Here is an 18,513-nt window from a genome sequence, read left to right as displayed (position 1 = left end):
ACGGAGCGATGCCAAGCCCTGCTAGACGCTGCGCCACCCCGGCGGCGAGCATGGCGGTCATGCATACCATCGACGTGATCGACTCGCACACCGGCGGCGAACCCACCCGCACCGTCATCGCAGGCTTCCCCGACCTCGGCGCCGGCACGCTGATGGAACAGCGCGAACGCTTCCGCCGCGACTTCGACCGCTGGCGCGCCGGCATCGCCTGCGAGCCGCGCGGCTCGGCCACGGTGGTCGGTGCGCTGCTGCTGCCGCCGCAAAGTGCGGACGCCTGTGCCGGCGTGATCTTCTTCAACAACGTCAGCTACCTCGGCATGTGTGGTCACGGCACCATCGGCGTGGTGCGCACCCTGCAGCACATGGGCCGCATCGGCCCCGGCCTGCACCGGATCGAGACGCCGGTGGGCACGGTGGGCGCCGAACTGCACGCCGACGGCCGCGTGTCGATCGACAACGTGGAGAGCTATCGCCATGCCAAGGACGTGCAAGTGAGCGTGCCCGGCTACGGCGAGGTCACCGGCGACATCGCCTGGGGCGGCAACTGGTTCTTCATCACCAAGGACACCCCGCTGCCGCTGGACATCGGGCACCAGCGCGAACTGACCGCCTACACCGAGGCGATCCGCCGCGTGCTCGAAGCGCAAGGCATCACCGGTGCCGAAGGCGGCGAGATCGACCATATCGAGATCAACGCCGACCTGCCCGGCAAGGCCGGCCGCAACTTCGTGCTGTGCCCGGGCCTGGCCTACGACCGCTCGCCCTGCGGCACCGGCACCAGCGCCAAGCTGGCCTGCCTGGCCGCGGACGGCAAGCTGGCGCCCGGCGAGGTGTGGCGCCAGGAAAGCATCCTCGGCGAGGGCAGCGAATTCGAGGCGACCTACACGCTCGGCGCGCGCGGCGTGAAGCCGCGCATCACCGGCAGCGCCTATGTGGTGGCGCGTTCCACCTTGCTGTTCGACGAAGCGGATGCCTTCACCTGGGGCAGCGGCGCCGAATGAGCGTCGCCGGCTATGACCTGATCGTGATCGGCGCCGGCATCGTCGGCGCGGCCTGTGCGGACGCGGCCAGCGCCGACGGCCTGCGCGTGGCGATCGTCGAGCCCGGCCCGGTCGGCGGCGGCGCCACCGCGGCGGCGATGGGTCATCTGGTGGCGATGGACGACGATCCGGCCGAGCTGGCGCTGGCGCGCTATTCGCTGCGGCAGTGGGAAGCCTTCGCCGATCTGAAGGAAGCCGAATTCAGCCGCTGCGGCACCTTGTGGGTGGCGCGCGGCGAGAACGAATTGGCGTCCGCTGCAACGCGCGCCGCGCGCCTGGGAGCTGCCGGCGTGGAAGCGCAACTGCTCGATGCGCAGCAACTCTACGAACTGGAGCCGGAACTCGCCCCCGGCATGAGCGGCGGCATGCTGGTGCCGCGCGAGGCGGTGGTGTATCCGCCGCGCGTGGCGCAACACCTGGTCCGTCGCGCGCAAGCGCGCGGCGCGGTGCTGTATGCCGGTCGCCGCGTGCAGGCGCTGCGCCGCGGCGGCGCGCAGCTGGATGACGGCTCGATGCTGAGCGGCCCCGTGCTGGTCGCCACCGGCTGCGCCCTGCCCGCGCTGTTGCCGCAGTTGCCGATGCGCGCACGCAAGGGCCACCTGGTGATCACCGATCGCTATCCCGGCGTGATCCGCCATCAGCTGCTGGAACTGGGCTACGCCGACAGTGCGCACGGCGACGCGGACAGCAGCGTCGCTTTCAACGTGCAACCGCGCCCGACCGGACAGATCCTGCTCGGCTCCTCGCGCGAATTCAGCGCCACCGACGCCGCGGTATCGCCGGCGATGCTGCGCCGGATGCTGGAACGCTGCTTCTCCTTCGTCCCTGCCCTGCGCGAACTGCAGGCGGTGCGCGCCTGGACCGGCTTCCGCCCGACCACGCCGGATGGACGTCCCTACCTGGGCGCGGTGCCGGGCAGCACCGACCAATGGGTCGCCGCCGGCCACGAAGGCCTGGGCGTCACCACCGCGCTGGGCAGCGCGCGCCTGCTGCTGGACCTGATCCGTAACCGCCAGCCGGCGATCGATCCCGCTCCCTACTCGCCATCGAGGATGGCGGCATGAGCGCCAGCGTGCGCCTGCAGGTGAACGGCCAGCCGGTGGACGTGCCGGATGGCGCCACCGTCGCCGCCGCGGTGGCGCATTGGACCTTGCATTTCCGCACCTCGGTCAGCGGCGAAGCGCGTGCACCGCTGTGCGGCATGGGCGTGTGCTTCGAATGCCGCGTGCGTATCGACGGCGTCGCCCACCAGCGCGCATGCATGACCCCGGCGCGCGACGGCATGCAGGTGGACAGCCATGACTGAGCGCTACGACGTGCTGGTGGTCGGCGCCGGCCCCGCCGGCCTTGCCGCGGCAGGTACGGCCGCGGCACATGGCGCGCGCGTGGGCCTGCTCGATGCGCAACCGCGCGCCGGCGGCCAGGTGTGGCGCCACGACGTGCGCAAGAACGCGCCGCGCGCGGCACGCGAAGCCATCGCCGCGCTGCATGGCGTCACCCTGCTGGCGCAGCACAGCGTGATCGCCAGCGAGGATGGCGCGCTGCGCGTGGAAATCCCGCAAGGCTCGACCCTGCTCACCTACGGCGCGCTGGTGCTGGCCACCGGCGCGCGCGAACTGCTGCTGCCCTTCCCTGGCTGGACGCTGCCCGGCGTGAGCGGCGCCGGCGGCCTGCAGGCGCTGACCAAGCAAGGCTGGCCGGTGGCCGGCAAACGCGTGGTGGTCGCCGGCAGCGGCCCGTTGCTGCTGGCCGCCGCCGCCACGCTGCGTGCGCATGGCGCGAAGCTGGTCGGCATCCATGAACAGGCTTCCGCCGAAAGCGTGCACGCCTTCGCGCGGCAGCTCCTGCACTGGCCAGCACGCGCTACGCAGGCCGCGCTGTTGCGCGCGAAGCTTGCGGGCGTGCCTTACCGTTTCGGTTCGGTAGTGCGCCAGGCGCATGGCGAAGACGCGCTGCGCCTGGTGGAGATCGACGGCGCGCATGGCACTTCGCTGGTGGATTGCGATCTGCTCGCGGTCGGCTATGGCCTGGTGCCGAACGTCGAACTCGCCCAGCTGCTCGGCTGCGCACTCGACCACGGCCACCCGCATCCGCACGTGCAGGTGGACGAACTGCTGCGCACCAGCGTGCCGGCCATCCTCGCCGCGGGCGAAGCCTGCGGCATCGGCGGCCTTGCGGTGGCGCGCATCGAAGGCGCCATCGCCGGCCACATGGCTGCCGGCCACCAGGATGACGCGCGCGCCCTGCTGCCGGAACGCGATCGCGCCCGCCGCTTCGGCGCGCTGCTGGCCAGGCACTTCGCCCCCGGCGCGCGCGTGCATGCGCTGGCCACGCCACAAACCCTGATCTGCCGCTGCGAGGACGTCCCGCTGGGCGCCCTCGACGGCTACGCCGACGCGCGCGACGCCAAGCTCGCCACGCGCTGCGGCATGGGCGCCTGCCAGGGCCGCATCTGCGGCACCGCGCTGGCCGAACTGGGCCGCTTCCCGCGCGGCGCCGGCCGTCCGCCCCTGTTTCCCGCGCGCCTCGCTACCCTGGCGGGGCTCGCCCTTTCCTCTTCCGACGCATCGAGGTCATCGACATGAGCAATGCTTCCATCTGGCGCGGCGTGATTCCCGCCATCACCACGCCCTTCACCGCCGACGGCCAGGTCGACCACGCCTTCCTCGGCAAGCACGCCAACCAGCTGATCGACGCGGGCTGCACCGGCATCGTGCCGCTGGGCTCGCTGGGCGAAGCGGCCACGCTGAGCTTCGAAGAGAAGGTCGAGATCATCCGCACCCTGGTCAAGGCGCTGAACGGCCGCGCGCCGGTCATCCCCGGCATCGCCGCGCTGTCCACCGCCGAGGCGGTGCGCCTGGCCAAGGAAGCCAAGGCGCTGGGCTGCTCGGGCTTGATGGTGCTGCCGCCCTACGTGTATTCCACCGACTGGCGCGAGATGGGTGCGCACCTGCGCGCGGTGATCGCCGCCACCGACCTGCCGTGCATGCTTTACAACAACCCGGTCGCCTACAAGACCGACTTCGCGCCGGAGCAGATCGCCGAACTGGCGCACGAATTCCCGAACGTGCAGGCGGTGAAGGAATCCTCCGGCGACGTGCGCCGCTTCGCCGGCATCCGCGCGCTGCTGGGCGACCGCGTGGAACTGCTGGTCGGCATGGACGACGCCATCGTCGAGGGCGTGGCGATGGGCGCGCGCGGCTGGATCGCCGGCCTGGTCAACGCCTACCCGAAGGAATCGGTGAAACTGTTCGAGCTGGCCCGCGACGGCGGCGCCGATGCGGCGCTGGAGCTGTACCGCTGGTTCCTGCCGCTGCTGCGCCTGGACACCGTGCCGACCTTCGTGCAACTGATCAAGCTGGTGCAGGCCAAGGTCGGCATGGGCAGCGAACAGGTGCGCGCACCGCGCCTGGCCGTGGCGGGCGCGGAACGCGAAGCCGCGCTGCGCGTGATCGACCACGCCATCGCCCACGCACCGAAGGTGTGACATGACTACGCAGCCGGCTCCTGTCCAACCCGTTCTGATCGATGGCGACTGGCGCGCGGCAAGCGCGCCGGTCGGCCAGTTCCGCGCCGAGAATCCGACCACGGGCGAAGCGATCGGCCCGGCCTTCCCGATCTGCGGCGCGGCGGATGTCGAGGCGGCGCTCGCCGCCGCGACCGCGGCAGCCGCCGAGCTTGCCGCCACGCCGCCGGAACGTATCGCAGCCTTCCTCGAAGCGTATGCCGATGCGATCGAAGCCGATGCGGAAGCGCTGGTCGACATCGCCCATGCCGAAACCGCGTTGCCGAAACAGCCCCGCCTCGCCGCGGTGGAACTGCCGCGCACCACCAACCAGTTGCGCCTCGCCGCCAAGGCCGTGCGCAGCTACGCGTGGACGCAGCCGGTGATCGACACCGCCGCCAACCTGCGCTCGCACCTCGCGCCGCTGGGCAAGCCGGTGCTGGTGTTCGGCCCCAACAACTTCCCGTTCGCCTTCAACGCGATCGCCGGCAGCGATTTCGCCTCGGCCATCGCCGCGCGCAATCCGGTGATCGCCAAGGCGCATCCCTCGCATCCGGGCACCAGCGAACGGCTGGCGCGCGCGGCGTTCGCGGCGCTGCGCCAAGCCGGGCTGCCGGCGGCATCGGTGCAGATGCTCTATCACTTCGATCACGCGATCGGCGGAAAGCTCGCCGGCGATGCGCGCCTGGGTGCGATCGGCTTCACCGGCAGCCGCGCCGGCGGCCTCGCGCTGAAGGCCGCCGCCGATGCGGCGGGCATTCCCGCCTACGTGGAACTGTCCAGCGTCAACCCGGTGTTCCTGCTGCCGGGCGCGCTCGCCGAGCGCGGCATCGCACTGGCGCAGGAGTTCTTCACTTCCTGCACCATGGGCAGCGGCCAGTTCTGCACCAACCCCGGCGTGGTGATCGTGCCGCGTGGCGAGGCCGGCGATGCCTTCGTCGAAGCGGCCAAGGCACATTTCGCCGCCGCGGCGCCGAGCGTGCTGTTCTCGGGCGGCGTGCTGGAGCATCTGCAGAAGGGCATCGCCACGCTGCGCGCGGCGGGCGCGCAACTGCTGGCCGGCGGCGACACCGGCTCGCCCGGTTACCGCCATGCGCCGACCCTGCTCGAAGTGGATGCCACGCAGTTCCTGCGTGAACCGCAAGCTTTGCAGACCGAAGCCTTCGGTCCGGCCAGCCTGCTGGTCCGGGTCGACGGCGTCGCGCAGATGGTCCAGGTCGCGACGGCCTTCGAGGGCAATCTCACCGGCACGCTCTACGCGAACAGCGCCGACGATGCCGCGTGGAACGACGTCGCCCAGGCGCTGCGTCCGCGCGTCGGCCGCCTGATCGCCAACCGCATGCCGACCGGCGTGGCGGTGAGCGCGGCGATGAACCATGGCGGCCCGTATCCGAGCACCGGCCATCCGGGTTTCACCGCGGTGGGCATGCCGGCGGCGATCCGCCGCTTCGCCGCCCTGCACAGCTACGACAACGTGCCCGAACACCTGCTGCCGCCCGAGCTGCGCGACCACAACCCCGGCGGGGTGGCGCGGCAGATCGATGGCTGCTGGTGCGTGGACGACCTGGAGACGAAGCAGGCATGAGTTCCAGCCAGATCGGCGGCCTCGATCTCGCCCAGGCACGTTCGCGCCTGCGCCCGTGGCAGGCCACCGCGCCGGCGATCGGCGCGGACGAATACCAGCATCGCCTGGAGCATGCCCGCGCGCTGTTGCGCGCGCAGCGCATCGACGCCCTGCTGGTCACCGCCGGCATCTCGCTGCGCTATTTCACCGGCGTAGCCTGGGGCGCCAGCGAGCGGCTGGTCGGCATGCTGCTCACCGCGCACGGCGATCCGATCCTGATCTGTCCCGGCTTCGAAGCCGGCTCGCTGGCCGCGGTGCTGCGCGTTCCGGCCGATGTGCGCCTGTGGGAAGAACACGAGGACCCGCAGCAGCTCGTCGCGGACGCGCTTGCCGAACGCGGCGCGGGCAGCCTCGCGCTGGATCCGGCGGCGCCGTTCCTGGTCGCCGAACGCCTGCGCGCCGTGCTCGGCGGCAAGCCCATTGCCGACGCCACCGCCATCGTCGACGGCTGCCGCATGTGCAAGTCGCCCGCCGAGCTGGCCTTGATGAAACAGGCCACCGCGATGACGCTGGAAGTGCACCGCTTCGCCGCCGGCCTGATGCGCGAAGGCATTTCGCGCACGGAGCTGGTGCGCTTCATCGACGAAGCGCACCGCGCGATGGGCGCCGACAACGGCTCGAGCTTCTGCATCGTGCAGTTCGGCCATGCCACCGCCTATCCGCACGGCATCCCCGGCGAGCAATACCTGGAACGCGACCAGCTGGTGCTGATCGACACCGGCTGCACGGTGCAGGGCTACCACTCCGATATCACCCGCACCTATGCCTTCGGCACGCCGACGGCCGAGCAGGCGCGCATCTGGGCGCTGGAGCAGGCCGCGCAGCGCGCCGCGTTCGAGGCCGTGCGACCGGGCGTGAGCTGCGCCGCCGTCGACGATGCCGCGCGTGCAGTGGTCGAACGCGCGGGCCTCGGTCCCGATTACCGGTTGCCCGGCATTCCCCATCGCACCGGCCACGGCTGCGGCATGGCCATCCACGAGATGCCCTACCTGGTGCGCGGCTCGCGCACCGCGCTGCGGCCCGGCATGTGCTGCAGCGACGAGCCGATGATCGTGGTGCCCGAGCGCTTCGGCATACGCCTCGAAGACCACTTCTACGTCACCGACGACGGCGCCGCCTGGTTCACGCCACCGTCGCCGGCCATCGACCAGCCCTTCGCCTGAGCCACCTCTGGAGAGGAGCCGATGAAACGACCGATCGCTACGCTGACCTGCGCCATCTGCCTCGCCATCGCTCCTCTCCTCGCCCACGCCGCCGACGACGCGGACATGCGCTTCCGCGCCATCTACACGCAGGAATGGCAGTGGCGCCAGGCGCAGTTCGCCGGCGGCGACGACGAGGACGGCGCAGGCAAGGCAGCCGACCGCCTGCCCAAGGTGGATCCGGCCACGCAGGAACAACGCGAGCGCTATTGGGCCGGCGTGCTCAAGCAGCTCGATGCGATCCCCCCGAAAGACCTGCACGGCGACGACCCGGTCAACTATGCGGTCTACCGCAACCAGGTCGAGACCTTGCTGGCCGGACAGCGCTTCCGCACCTGGGAAATGCCGTTCAACAGCGACACCGCGTTCTGGACCAACCTCGGCTTCACCGCGCGCAAGCCGATGCGCACGGCGGACGAGTACCGTCGCTACCTGGGCCAGCTGCGTGACATCCCGCGCTACTTCGACGAGCAGATCGCCAATATGCGCGCCGGCCTGGCGCGCGGCTTCAGCGTGCCGCGGGTGACGCTGGCCGGGCGCGACCAGTCGATCGCCGACGTGGCCAATGCCAAGGGCGACGACAACCTGTTCTACACGCCGTTCCGCAAGATGCCGGACAGCATTCCCGCCGCCACGCAGGAACAGTTGCGCGCGCAGGCGCACGCCGCTCTGCGCGACCAGGTCGTTCCGGCCTATGCCAGGCTGCTGGACTTCATGCGCAACACCTATATGAAGCAGGCGCGCACCAGCCTGGCGGCGGAAGCGATGCCGGACGGCAAGGCGTTCTACCAGGCGCAGATCCGCGAGTTCACCACGCTGGAGCTCGACCCCGACCAGATTCACGCGATCGGCGAGCAGGAAGTCGCGCGCATCCGCGCCGAGATGGACGAGGCCATCCGCGACAGCAGCTTCAAGGGCAGCTTCGCCCAGTTCCTGCACTATCTGCGCACCGACCCGAAGTTCTATCCGAAGAGCGCCGACGAGTTGCTCAAGGACGCCGCCTGGATCGCCAAGCGCGTCGACGGCAAGCTCGGCCAGTACATCGGCCGCCTGCCGCGCCAGCGCTTCGCCATCGAGCCGGTGCCGCCGGACCTGGCGCCGTTCTATACCGGCGGCCGCGGCGGCCCGGGCATCTACCTGGTCAATACCTACGACCTGCCCTCGCGCCCGCTGTATTCGCTGACCGCGCTGACCCTGCACGAATCCGCGCCCGGCCACGCGCTGCAGATGCCGCTGGCGGCCGAACACGAAGGCCTGCCGGACTTCCGCCGCTATACGTACATCTCCGCCTACGGCGAGGGCTGGGCGCTGTATGCCGAGCGGCTGGGCGTGGAGATGGGCATGTACGACACGCCCTACGACCGCTTCGGTTATCTCAGCTACCAGATGTGGCGCGCCTGCCGCCTGGTGGTCGATACCGGCATCCATCACCTGGGCTGGACGCGCGAACAGGCGCAGGCCTTCATGCGCGACCACACCGCATTGAGCGAGCACGAGATCGAGACCGAGGTGGACCGCTACATCGCCTGGCCGGGCCAGGCGCTGTCGTACTACCTGGGCGAGATGGCCATCGTCGATGCGCGCGCCAAGGCGGAAAAGGCGCTGGGCGAACGCTTCGACCTGCGCGCCTTTCACGACACGGTGCTGTCGCTCGGCTCGGTGCCGCTGCCGGTACTGCAGCAGCGCGTTGACCGCTTCATCGCCGACGGCGGCAAGTCGCCGTATGCGGAGGCGAAAGCGCCGTAACGAATACAACATGGTTTCGGGGAGGAACCGATGGGCCTGATCGACGACATCACCCGGCGCAAGCCGGTCGAAAGCCTCCAGCGCGAGGCCGACACGGGCACCGGCCTGCGCCGCGTGCTCGGCTTGTGGCAGCTCACCGCGATCGGCCTGGGCGGCATCATCGGCGTGGGCATCTTCGTGCTCACCGGCACGGTGGCGGCGACGCAGGCCGGACCGGCAGTACTGCTGTCCTTCCTGCTCGCGGGCATCGCCAGCGCGGCGGCGGCGCTGTGCTATGCGGAGTTCGCCGGCCTGATTCCCGTCTCCGGCAGCGCCTATACCTACGGCTACGCGGTGCTGGGCGAGTTCGCCGGCTGGATCATCGGCTGGGACCTGTTGCTGGAATATGCACTGATTGCCGCGGTGGTGGCGGTGGGCTGGTCCGGCTACGCGCAGGTGCTGCTCGACAACTTCGGCTTGCCCTTGCCCACCTGGGCGCAAGGCGCATGGGGCACCGCGCCCGGGCGCGTGGTGAATCTGCCGGCGATCCTGATCTCGGTCTTGATCACCGCCCTGCTCGCGGTGCGCATGGAATGGGGCGCGCGCTTCAACACGCTGATCGTGGCGATCAAGATCGCCGGCGCCGCGTTGATCGTGATCGCCGGTGCCGCCTACGTGAAGCCGGAGCGCTGGCATCCGTTCATGCCGTTCGGCATGCATGGCGTGGTGACCGGCGCGGCGGTGGTGTTCTTCGCGGTGTTCGGCTACGACATGCTGACTACCGCGGCCGAGGAGTCGCGCAATCCGCAACGCGACCTGCCACGTGCGGTGCTGCTTTCGCTGGGCATCGCGATGCTGCTGTATTTCGCCATCTGCCTGGTGCTGACCGGCATCGTGCCGTACACGACGCTCGACAACGATGCGCCGGTGGCGAATGCGTTTATCCGCATCGGCATGCCGTGGACGATGGCGGTGATTTCACTGGCTTCGGTGTGCGGCATCACCAGCGTGATCTTCGCCAACCTGCTGGCGGGAGCGCGCATCGGCTTCAGCCTGGGGCGCGACGGGTTGTTGCCGGGGTGGTTCGCCGGAATCCATCCGCGGTGGCGGACGCCGCATCGGGCGACTTTTCTGTTGGGGACGGTGACGGCGGTGGCGTCGGGGCTGTTTCCGCTGGATGAGTTGGCGAAGCTGGTGAATATCGGGGTGCTTGGCGCGTTCATCGTGATCTGTACGGCGGTGGCGGTGCTGCGGTGGCGGCGGCCGGAGTTGCATCGGCCGTTTCGCACGCCGTGGGTGCCGTTTGTGCCCTTGGTCGGCGTGGGGTTCTCCTGTTGGTTGATCTGGGGGGTGCCGGCGGTGACCTATGTGCGGTTTGGGATCTGGTTGTTGGTGGGGTGTGTGGTGTATTTGGGGTATGGGCGATCGCACAGTCGCCTGGCGGCGAGGGGGTTGGCGGCTGCCGCGCGGAAGTAGTCTGTCGTCTGTATAGCGGTTTTTTTGCTCGTCATTCCTGCGCAGGCAGGACGAGCGCGTAGCGCGAAGAACGCCCGAAGGGCGGCCCCGAAGGGGCGAGCGAAGCGAGTCATCCAGTAACGGTATCGCCTGATGGTCGCGTTTCCGTGATCTGGCCGCTTATGCAGCGGGCATTTCGGACGCCTGCCGGCGCCCGAGTTACTTTTTCTTTGCTGGCCCAAAGCAAAAGTAACCAAAAAGAAATGGCCTGAGAGCTCGGACTGAGGCGAGCTTTGGCGCTGCGCTGTTCTTGCCACACCCCTTCACCCCTCTCCCTCCGGGGAGAGGGGTGAAGGGGTGTGGGGCCGGGGGGAGCGTGAGGCTGATCGTTCCCGGCCTGATGTAAGACAGCTGTCTCACTATGCGGCTTTCCGCACACCCACCGCCGCATCGATACAAGACCCGGATCTTGGCGCGTGGGAGCCTGCGGCTAAGGTCCGCCTACGGAAGCCACCTCCCCGTCTTCTGCCGCACGCCGGCGCGTATGCGGACTTTCTCTTCATGATTCGCCGCGCGGGGAGCGTCGGCCTGGGGATGAAATGGATCGGCGTCGCTTTCTGCAAGGCTTGGCTGCGACCGGCGCGGCTGCCGGCGTGGTGGGTTGGGATGTCACGAGCGCGGCAGTCGATGGGCAAGCGCAGGCCGCGCTGCCGCCTCCGCCGCGCGTGCCGTTGGCGTCGCTTTCCACCGAAGGCCAACTGCGAGTAGGCCATTTCGATCTGCAGGGCGCGGCCTGGTCGGTGTTCGAGGATCTCGTCACCCCGGATGGCGCGATCACCCTGGTCGGGCCGGATGGCGCCTGCGTGCTTGGCAAGCGCACCGAATCATGCGCGGCTGAAGCGGGGACGCCCTATCTTGGCGTCGCACTGAAAGAGCTGGCGCTGGCCGATGCGGACCTGCTGGCCGACCGTCTGCTCAAGCGCGGCGAGCCCGATCCGGAGCAGGTTCGGCTGGCCGCGCCGCCGCTCGCCTGCGTGCTGGATCCGAAGGACTACAACGGCCGGCTGCCCTGGACCACCTTCGTGGGCAATGTGACTTGCGCCGATACGATGCCGGTGTTTCCGGACGGCCGCACGCGTACCTTCAAGCCGATGCAGGACACGCCGGCATTGCGCGACGAAACACTCGCGCCGAAGCGGCGCGAAGGCGTGCTGGGCGGATGGCTTCCGGCCGTGCACAAGGTGTTCCCGCTGGGCGACGGGCGCTGGTACGACGTGCTGGTGTTCGCCGACGTGGATGCGACCGACCGCTTCGTGGTGCAGACCTGGCATCGCACCGCGCTGGTCGAACATGGGCAGATGAGCGAGGTGCATTACGGCTACAGCTATCCGTCGTATCCGCCCACGCGGCAGCCGCCGACGGCCGCGGCGTTCTATCGCGCGCTGCTGCGCTTCCACGACACATGGCAACAGCAGCTCGCCGACACCTGCGCGATGCGCACGCCGGACCAGAGCTGGGCCGACATGGCACGCTTCGCCTTCGCGCGCGAGCTGGTGGTGCGGCCGGGCGGCAGCTATCCGAAGTACGGCGCGGTCGACCGCGACTACTACGGCAATGAGTACGACGGCTTCCAGGACACCTTCACCAGTTCGCTCTACGCCAATCTCGAATGGGGCCGCTTCAAGCAGGCGGCGATCGTGCTGGACGGGTACTTCAGCGACTTCGTGCAGGACGATGGCATGGTCAACATGCGCGGCGCGGAGACCGGCCAGTTCGGCCTCACCCTGTCGCTGCTGGCGCGCTATCTGCACTACACCGGCGACGTGACGCTGCTGCGCAAGCACCGGGGCAAGATCGAAGCCACCGCGCGGATTCTGCAGGAGCTGCACGACGCCAGCCTGCGCTTGCCGAAGCAGGATCCCGGCCACGGCCTGATCCACGGCTGGAACGAATCGGATGCCTGCCTGTTCCCCGACCCGCAGGTGTGGTGGAAGCCGTACTACGCCAACAGCGCGCTCGCGGTGCGCGGGTTCCTCGACCTGGCAGTGGCTTGGCCGCAGATCGACACCGGCGGCGCAACCCAGGCCGCGCGCTGGCGCGAACGCGCGAGCGTGCTCTCCGACCAGCTCGTGCGCACGCTGCGCGCCAACATCCGCCACGATCTGCATCCGCCCTATATCGGCCCGCTGCCCGGCGCAAAACTCACCTTTCGCCAATCCCTGCTGCAGGAAAAACCCAGCGAACAGCAATGGCCGCACCGCGCCTACGCCGAACTGCTGCAGGCCGACGTGCTGCCCGATGACCTGGCCAACCTGGTGATCGATTGCATGCGCGGCCACGGCGCCACTTCCGTCGGCGTGGTCGCCAACGTCGCGCCACCGTCGCCGGAGGGACGCGACATCCTCGGCTTCATCTCCTATGGCTACGCCCAGCAGCTGCTGCGACTGGACCGCATCGACGAATACCTGCTGTTCGTCTACGCGCACCGCTACCACGCGCATACGCCCGGCAGCTGGACCGCGGGCGAAGTGAGCGACCTGAGCGGCGGCATGCCGCTGTTCTGCATGCCCGCGCAGTTGACCATGCCCCTGCTGTTGCGCTGGATGCTGGTGTTCGAGGACAGCGCGGGCGAGACGCTGCAGCTGGCGCGCGCAGTGCCGCGGCGGTGGATGGGTGGCGGCAAGGCGATCGAGATACGCAGCGCGCCCACACGCTGGGGGCGGGTCGATGTGCGCCTGCAGCCGGATGGCGGGCATGGCGTCGCGGGTGAAGTCGTCTTGCCCGAGCGCATGCCCGGCGCGGTGTGGTTGAGCCTGCGCGCGCCTGAAGGGAAACGGCTCGGCGAAGTGCGCATCGACGGCGTCCTGGTGAAAGAACGGCGCGGCGAGTCGGTCCGCCTCAGCGGCCGCAGCACACACATCACCGCCACCTTCACGTAGGTTGGGGTGACAACCCCAACAAATCTCCACCCATGGCAAAGCACTGGGCTCGTTTCGCCGGCAACGGTTGGGAATGGCTTGGCGACTTTGCGCGTTTGTCGGGGTTCGCGTTGCTCACCCCAACCTACATGTGCGTCGTGGGCGCGGCACTGTGCGCAATTCCGCACGCCCCTTTCCCAAATACGACAAGACGCCCCATGCATGTGACGGCACGATGAAACCATGCGCATGGGGGGATGCGCCGTCATCCAGCACGTACGGGGAGAGGGCATGCCGTCAGGCTGTAGCGATCACCGCAGACGATTTCTGCAACACGTGGCCGTCGCCGGTCTCGCCCGCGATGGGCAGTGCCGCGGCTATGACGCCGCCCCCAACCCGCAACCCAGACCCCGGCCGGCGCCGGACGTGGCAGCCGGGCGGCCCGGAGTGGCCGCCCGGCTGCGCACGCTTTCGGCGCGCAAGCTCCGCATCCAAGCCCCCGCGCGCGAAGGCGCCGTCGTGGCGACGCCCTTGAACGAGGTGCATGGCGAGCGCTACGCCGTGCACCGGCAATTTCAACCTGACGCGCCCGGCTAGGACTAAGCGCGTCATGCCCGCTGCAAGCGGGCCGCAGGAAACGCAACGGACACAGCCTGGCGGGAAGCCCGGCACGGTGCCCCGTTGCCTGAAGAAACGCATCCGCCCTGAGGGAGGGCCGCTGCAGACGCCGCTGTCAACGACGCCACATGCGAGGTATCCGCCCATGCTTCATCGTGTCAATCATCGCCATCCGCGCGCACTGAGCCTTGCCGTGCAGCTCGCCCTCGCCGCCTCCATGCTGGGCCTCGCCACGCATGGCTGGGCGCAGGATGCGCCGCCGCCCGACGATGCCGCCAACCCCGAGAAGGCCAGGAACCTGGAGGGCGTGACCGTCACCGGTTCGCGCATCCGCCGCGTCGATGTGGAAACCGCCAACCCGGTGGTAACGCTGGACCGCGCGCAGATCGCCGCCACCGGCAAGGCTACCCTGGGCGATCTCGTGCAAGAGCTGCCGTCGATCGCCGGCAACGCGACCAATGCCAATACCAACAACGGCGGCGGCACCGGTGCGGCGACCATCTCGCTGCGTGGCATGGGCGACAAGCGCACCTTGATCCTGGTCAATGGCGTACGCCTGGCCTACAACGACGTCAACAGCATCCCGGCCAATATGATCGATCGCGTGGAGGTGCTGAGCGATGGCGCCTCGGCGATCTACGGCTCGGATGCGATCGGCGGCGTGGTGAACTTCATCCTGCGCGAACGCTTCGACGGCGTGCAGCTGTCCGGCGATTTCGCCGAGAGCCGGCACGGCGACGGCTTCCGCCGCAATTTCAACCTGACGGCCGGCCATAGCGGACAACGCGGCAGCGTCGTGGTGGGGCTGGGTCATCAGAGCCTGGATGCGGTGTCCGCGCGCGATCGCGCGTTCTCGCGCGATGCGCTCAACCTCACCGGCGGCCAGGTGATCGTCAGCGGTTCGTCCGCCACGCCCTACGGCGCGATCACCCTGCCCAAGACGCAGGCCAATGCGCTGGGCTGCACTTCGCGCGTGGCGCTCAACGCCGGCGTCAGCGGCGCCACCACGCCGGGCGACTACCACTGCTACAGCGTGGCGGACAGCTACAACTACCAGGGCGACAACATCCTGCAGACGCCGCAGCAGCGCGACCAGTTCTTCGCGCTGGGCAAGTACAAGCTCACCGACGCGGTGGAGGCCTACGCCAACCTCTACTACACCAAGACGCAGTCCGAATCGCAGATCGCCCCGGTGCCGGTGTTCGCCAACGGCGACAACTTCATCGTCTCCAAGGACAACTACTACAACCCGTTCGGCGTGGACTTCGGCACCGACCGCGTCAGCGGCGCCAACAACGGCGACTTCAATACGCGCTTCACCACGCTGGGCTATCGCCGCTACGTCTACAACACCTACAACCTGCAGGTGACGCCCGGCCTGCGCGGCAGCTTCGGCGACAGCAGCTGGCAATGGGACGCGGCGGTCAACTACGGCAAGATGCGGCAGAAGTCGGTCAACTACGGCTTCCTCGATTACACCGGCTTCCAGCAGGGACTGGGGCCGTCGTACCGGGATGCATCCACCGGACAGGTGACCTGCGGCACACCCGGCAACCCCATCGCCGGCTGCACGCCGATCAATATCTTCAATGTCAACGATCCCACCACCATCGCAGCGCTGAAGAACATCCAGCGCAATCCGGCGACCACCACTGAGTACACGGTGAAGCAGTTCGAGGCCAATGCCAATGGCAACCTGTTCGAGTTGCCCGCGGGCATGGTGAACCTGGCCACCGGTTTCTCGTACCGCAAGGAAAGCACCTCGACGCGCACCGATCCGCTGGCGGTAGCCGACCTCAATGGCCTGTGCGGCGTGGTGGAGTTCTGCAGCTCGGTACTGGCCGGCAGCTTCAACGTGAAGGAGGCCTATGCCGAGACGCTCATTCCGCTGCTGTCGGGCAAGCCCTGGGCGCAGACGCTGAACCTGACCCTGGGCACGCGCTGGTCCGACTACAGCAGCGCGGGACGCAGCACCAACAGCAAGCTGGCGGTCGAATGGCGGCCGATCGAGAACCTGCTGCTGCGCGGCACCGTGTCCGAGGTATTCCGCGCACCGAACATCAGCGAGCTGTACAGCGGCATTGCGGGCGATGCGCCGACGGTGAACGATCCCTGCAACTACTACACGGGCGGCCATCCGCAGGCCTGCGCCAACGTGCCCACCGACGGCAGCTACAGCCAGGCCAATCCGCAGGTCTCGGCCAAGACCTCCGGCTCGGTCGCGGCCGGCTATCAGCTCAAGCCCGAACAGGGCAAATCGTTCGACTTCGGCGTGGTGTACGACCCGCAGTGGGTGCCGGGCCTGTCGTTGAGCGCGGACGTGTGGCGCATCAATCTCAATGACACCATCACCGCGATCTCGGCGCAGACGGTGCTCAACCAGTGCTATGCCAATCCTTCGAGTGCGTTCTGCAGCTTCATCCATCGCTTCGCCAGCGGCGATATCAACTACGTGGCCGAGCCGACAGTGAACCTCGGCGCGCTGTCGACCAAGGGCGTGGACGGCAGCGTGGCCTACCGCTTCGACACCGATCGCTACGGCCGCTTCGGCCTGCGCCTGGACAGCACCTATGTGGCGCGCTACGACGTCAATCCCGACCCGTCCGATCCGACCACGGTGACCATCCACAACGCCGGCCGCTACACCTATGCCTATGGCAACTTCCCGCGCTGGCGCGGGCTCGCCACGCTGAACTGGTCGCGCGGCCCATGGAGCGCCAGCTGGCGCGTGCGTTACGTGGGCCGCACGCAGGTCGGCAGCGACGACACGCGGCAGCAGCTGTCGGCTGACCTCAGCGTGCCGGCCGTGGTGCGCAAGGTCGGTGCGTATGCCTATCACAACGTGCAGTTGGGCTACGAGGCGAAGGCATGGCACACGCGTTTCGACATCGGCGTGGACAACCTCTCCGACAAGCAACCGCCGCTGATGTACCAGAACAATGTGAACAACTCGAACACCGACGTAGCCACTTACGACGTGATGGGCCGCTACTACTGGGTGCGGGCGACGGTGACGTTTTGATCGAATGAATCGAGGCGGACCAAGGCCTGGCGCGGGCCTTGGCCGGCCCCGCCCGGCCCTCCTGCTGCAACGCAACAGCGCCCCGCCGGGTGACCCGCTAGACTTATGGACTGTGTTAGCACCCCGACCCCCGGTCGGGGTTTTGACTTTAAAGGCATGCGCACGCCGTTCCGGCCGCCGTACCGACAACCGCATCCCCAACCGCGCCACCCCAACGTGGAGTCACCGTTCCAATGATTTTCGAAACCATCGCCAAAACGGGGCACGAAGAAGTCGTCTTCTGCCACAACAAGGACGCCGGCCTGAAGGCCATCATCGCGATCCACAACACGGTGCTGGGCCCGGCCCTCGGCGGCCTGCGCATGTGGCCGTACAAGACCGAGCAGGACGCGGTGAACGACGTGCTGCGCCTGTCGCGCGGCATGACCTACAAGAACGCCGTGGCCGGCCTGAACCTGGGCGGCGGCAAGGCGGTGATCATCGGCGATCCGTCCAAGGACAAGTCCGAAGCGCTGTTCCGCGCCTTCGGCCGCTTCGTCAACTCGCTCAACGGCCGCTACATCACGGCCGAGGACGTCGGCATCGACGTCAACGACATGGAATACGTGTTCCGTGAAACCGAATACGTGACCGGCGTGCACCAGGTGCACGGCGGCTCCGGCGATCCGTCGCCGTTCACCGCGTTCGGCACCCTGCAGGGCCTGATGGCCGCGCTGCAGGTCAAGCACGGCAACGAGGACGTGGGCAAGTACAGCTACGCCGTGCAGGGTTGCGGCCACGTCGGCAGCGAGTTCATCAAGCTGCTGCGCGAGCAGGGCGCCAAGGTGTTCGTCACCGACATCAACAAGGATGCGGTGCAGCGCTGCGTGGACGAGCTGGGTTGCGAGGCGGTGGGCCTGGACGAGATCTACGACGTCGACGCCGACGTGTACTCGCCGTGCGCGCTGGGCGGCACGCTCAACGAGCAGACCATCGATCGCATCAAGGCGAAGATCATCTGCGGCGCCGCCAACAATCAGCTGGCGACCGATGCGATCGGCGACGAGCTGACCCGCCGCGGCGTGCTGTATGCGCCGGATTACGCGGTGAACGCGGGCGGCGTGATGAATGTGTCGCTGGAGATCGACGGTTACAACCGCGAGCGTGCGATGCGCATGATGCGCACGATTTACTACAACCTGGGCCGGATCTTCGAGATTTCGAAGTCGGAGAATGTGCCGACGTATAAGGCGGCCGATCGCCTGGCGGAGGAGCGCATCAGCTCGATCGGCAAGATCAAGCTGCCGCACATGGGGAATGGCGCGCCGCGCTTTGCCGGGCGGATGCGCGGGCAGTAAGCCGCGCGGTTGTCGTTTATGAAAACGCCTCCCGATCGGGAGGCGTTTTTTTTCGTCATTCCTGCGC

The 18,513-nt window shown here is 68.5% G+C and carries 12 protein-coding genes; all 12 read left to right on the top strand.

Annotation, left to right across the window (positions count from 1 at the left end; all coding sequences use genetic code 11):
• The first annotated feature begins 59 nt into the window (after positions 1–59).
• Positions 60–1,001, top strand: coding sequence for a 4-hydroxyproline epimerase (locus BM172_RS06645; protein ID WP_026636096.1), 942 nt, complete (start codon positions 60–62; stop codon positions 999–1,001).
• Complete coding sequence (locus tag BM172_RS06640; RefSeq protein WP_035323744.1) at positions 998–2,104, top strand: NAD(P)/FAD-dependent oxidoreductase; 1,107 nt, start codon at positions 998–1,000, stop codon at positions 2,102–2,104. Before BM172_RS06645 ends, BM172_RS06640 begins: the two co-directional genes overlap by 4 nt.
• Positions 2,101–2,346, top strand: coding sequence for a (2Fe-2S)-binding protein (locus tag BM172_RS06635; RefSeq protein WP_026636094.1), 246 nt, complete (start codon positions 2,101–2,103; stop codon positions 2,344–2,346). Before BM172_RS06640 ends, BM172_RS06635 begins: the two co-directional genes overlap by 4 nt.
• On the top strand, positions 2,339–3,625 hold the full coding sequence (locus tag BM172_RS06630; RefSeq protein WP_026636093.1) for an NAD(P)/FAD-dependent oxidoreductase: 1,287 nt from the start codon (positions 2,339–2,341) through the stop codon (positions 3,623–3,625). The genes BM172_RS06635 and BM172_RS06630 overlap by 8 nt, the downstream gene beginning before the upstream one ends.
• The gene (locus BM172_RS06625; RefSeq protein ID WP_026636092.1) at positions 3,622–4,527 is read left to right on the top strand and encodes a dihydrodipicolinate synthase family protein; all 906 of its coding nucleotides are present in this window, start codon (positions 3,622–3,624) and stop codon (positions 4,525–4,527) included. The genes BM172_RS06630 and BM172_RS06625 overlap by 4 nt, the downstream gene beginning before the upstream one ends.
• A 1-nt stretch (position 4,528) precedes the next feature.
• Complete coding sequence (locus tag BM172_RS06620) at positions 4,529–6,130, top strand: aldehyde dehydrogenase family protein (protein WP_026636091.1); 1,602 nt, start codon at positions 4,529–4,531, stop codon at positions 6,128–6,130.
• On the top strand, positions 6,127–7,332 hold the full coding sequence (locus BM172_RS06615; protein WP_026636090.1) for a M24 family metallopeptidase: 1,206 nt from the start codon (positions 6,127–6,129) through the stop codon (positions 7,330–7,332). Before BM172_RS06620 ends, BM172_RS06615 begins: the two co-directional genes overlap by 4 nt.
• 21 nt (positions 7,333–7,353) lie before the next feature.
• On the top strand, positions 7,354–9,117 hold the full coding sequence (locus BM172_RS06610) for a DUF885 domain-containing protein (RefSeq protein WP_035323743.1): 1,764 nt from the start codon (positions 7,354–7,356) through the stop codon (positions 9,115–9,117).
• Between the two features lie 30 nt (positions 9,118–9,147).
• Positions 9,148–10,572: an amino acid permease gene (locus tag BM172_RS06605; protein ID WP_026636089.1), complete on the top strand. Its 1,425-nt coding sequence runs from the start codon at positions 9,148–9,150 to the stop codon at positions 10,570–10,572.
• 578 nt (positions 10,573–11,150) lie between these two features.
• The gene (locus tag BM172_RS06600) at positions 11,151–13,490 is read left to right on the top strand and encodes a twin-arginine translocation signal domain-containing protein (RefSeq protein ID WP_026636088.1); all 2,340 of its coding nucleotides are present in this window, start codon (positions 11,151–11,153) and stop codon (positions 13,488–13,490) included.
• A gap of 742 nt (positions 13,491–14,232) precedes the next feature.
• On the top strand, positions 14,233–17,109 hold the full coding sequence (locus BM172_RS06590; RefSeq protein ID WP_026636086.1) for a TonB-dependent receptor domain-containing protein: 2,877 nt from the start codon (positions 14,233–14,235) through the stop codon (positions 17,107–17,109).
• Between the two features lie 233 nt (positions 17,110–17,342).
• A complete protein-coding gene (locus tag BM172_RS06585) occupies positions 17,343–18,446 on the top strand; it encodes a Glu/Leu/Phe/Val dehydrogenase dimerization domain-containing protein (protein WP_026636085.1) in 1,104 nt (367 codons plus the stop codon).
• The last annotated feature ends 67 nt before the right edge of the window (positions 18,447–18,513 follow it).

Origin of the sequence: Dyella marensis (assembly GCF_900112865.1) — a bacterium.
GTDB lineage: Bacteria > Pseudomonadota > Gammaproteobacteria > Xanthomonadales > Rhodanobacteraceae > Dyella_D > Dyella_D marensis_A.
This window is presented reverse-complemented; position numbering and strand designations above follow the sequence as displayed.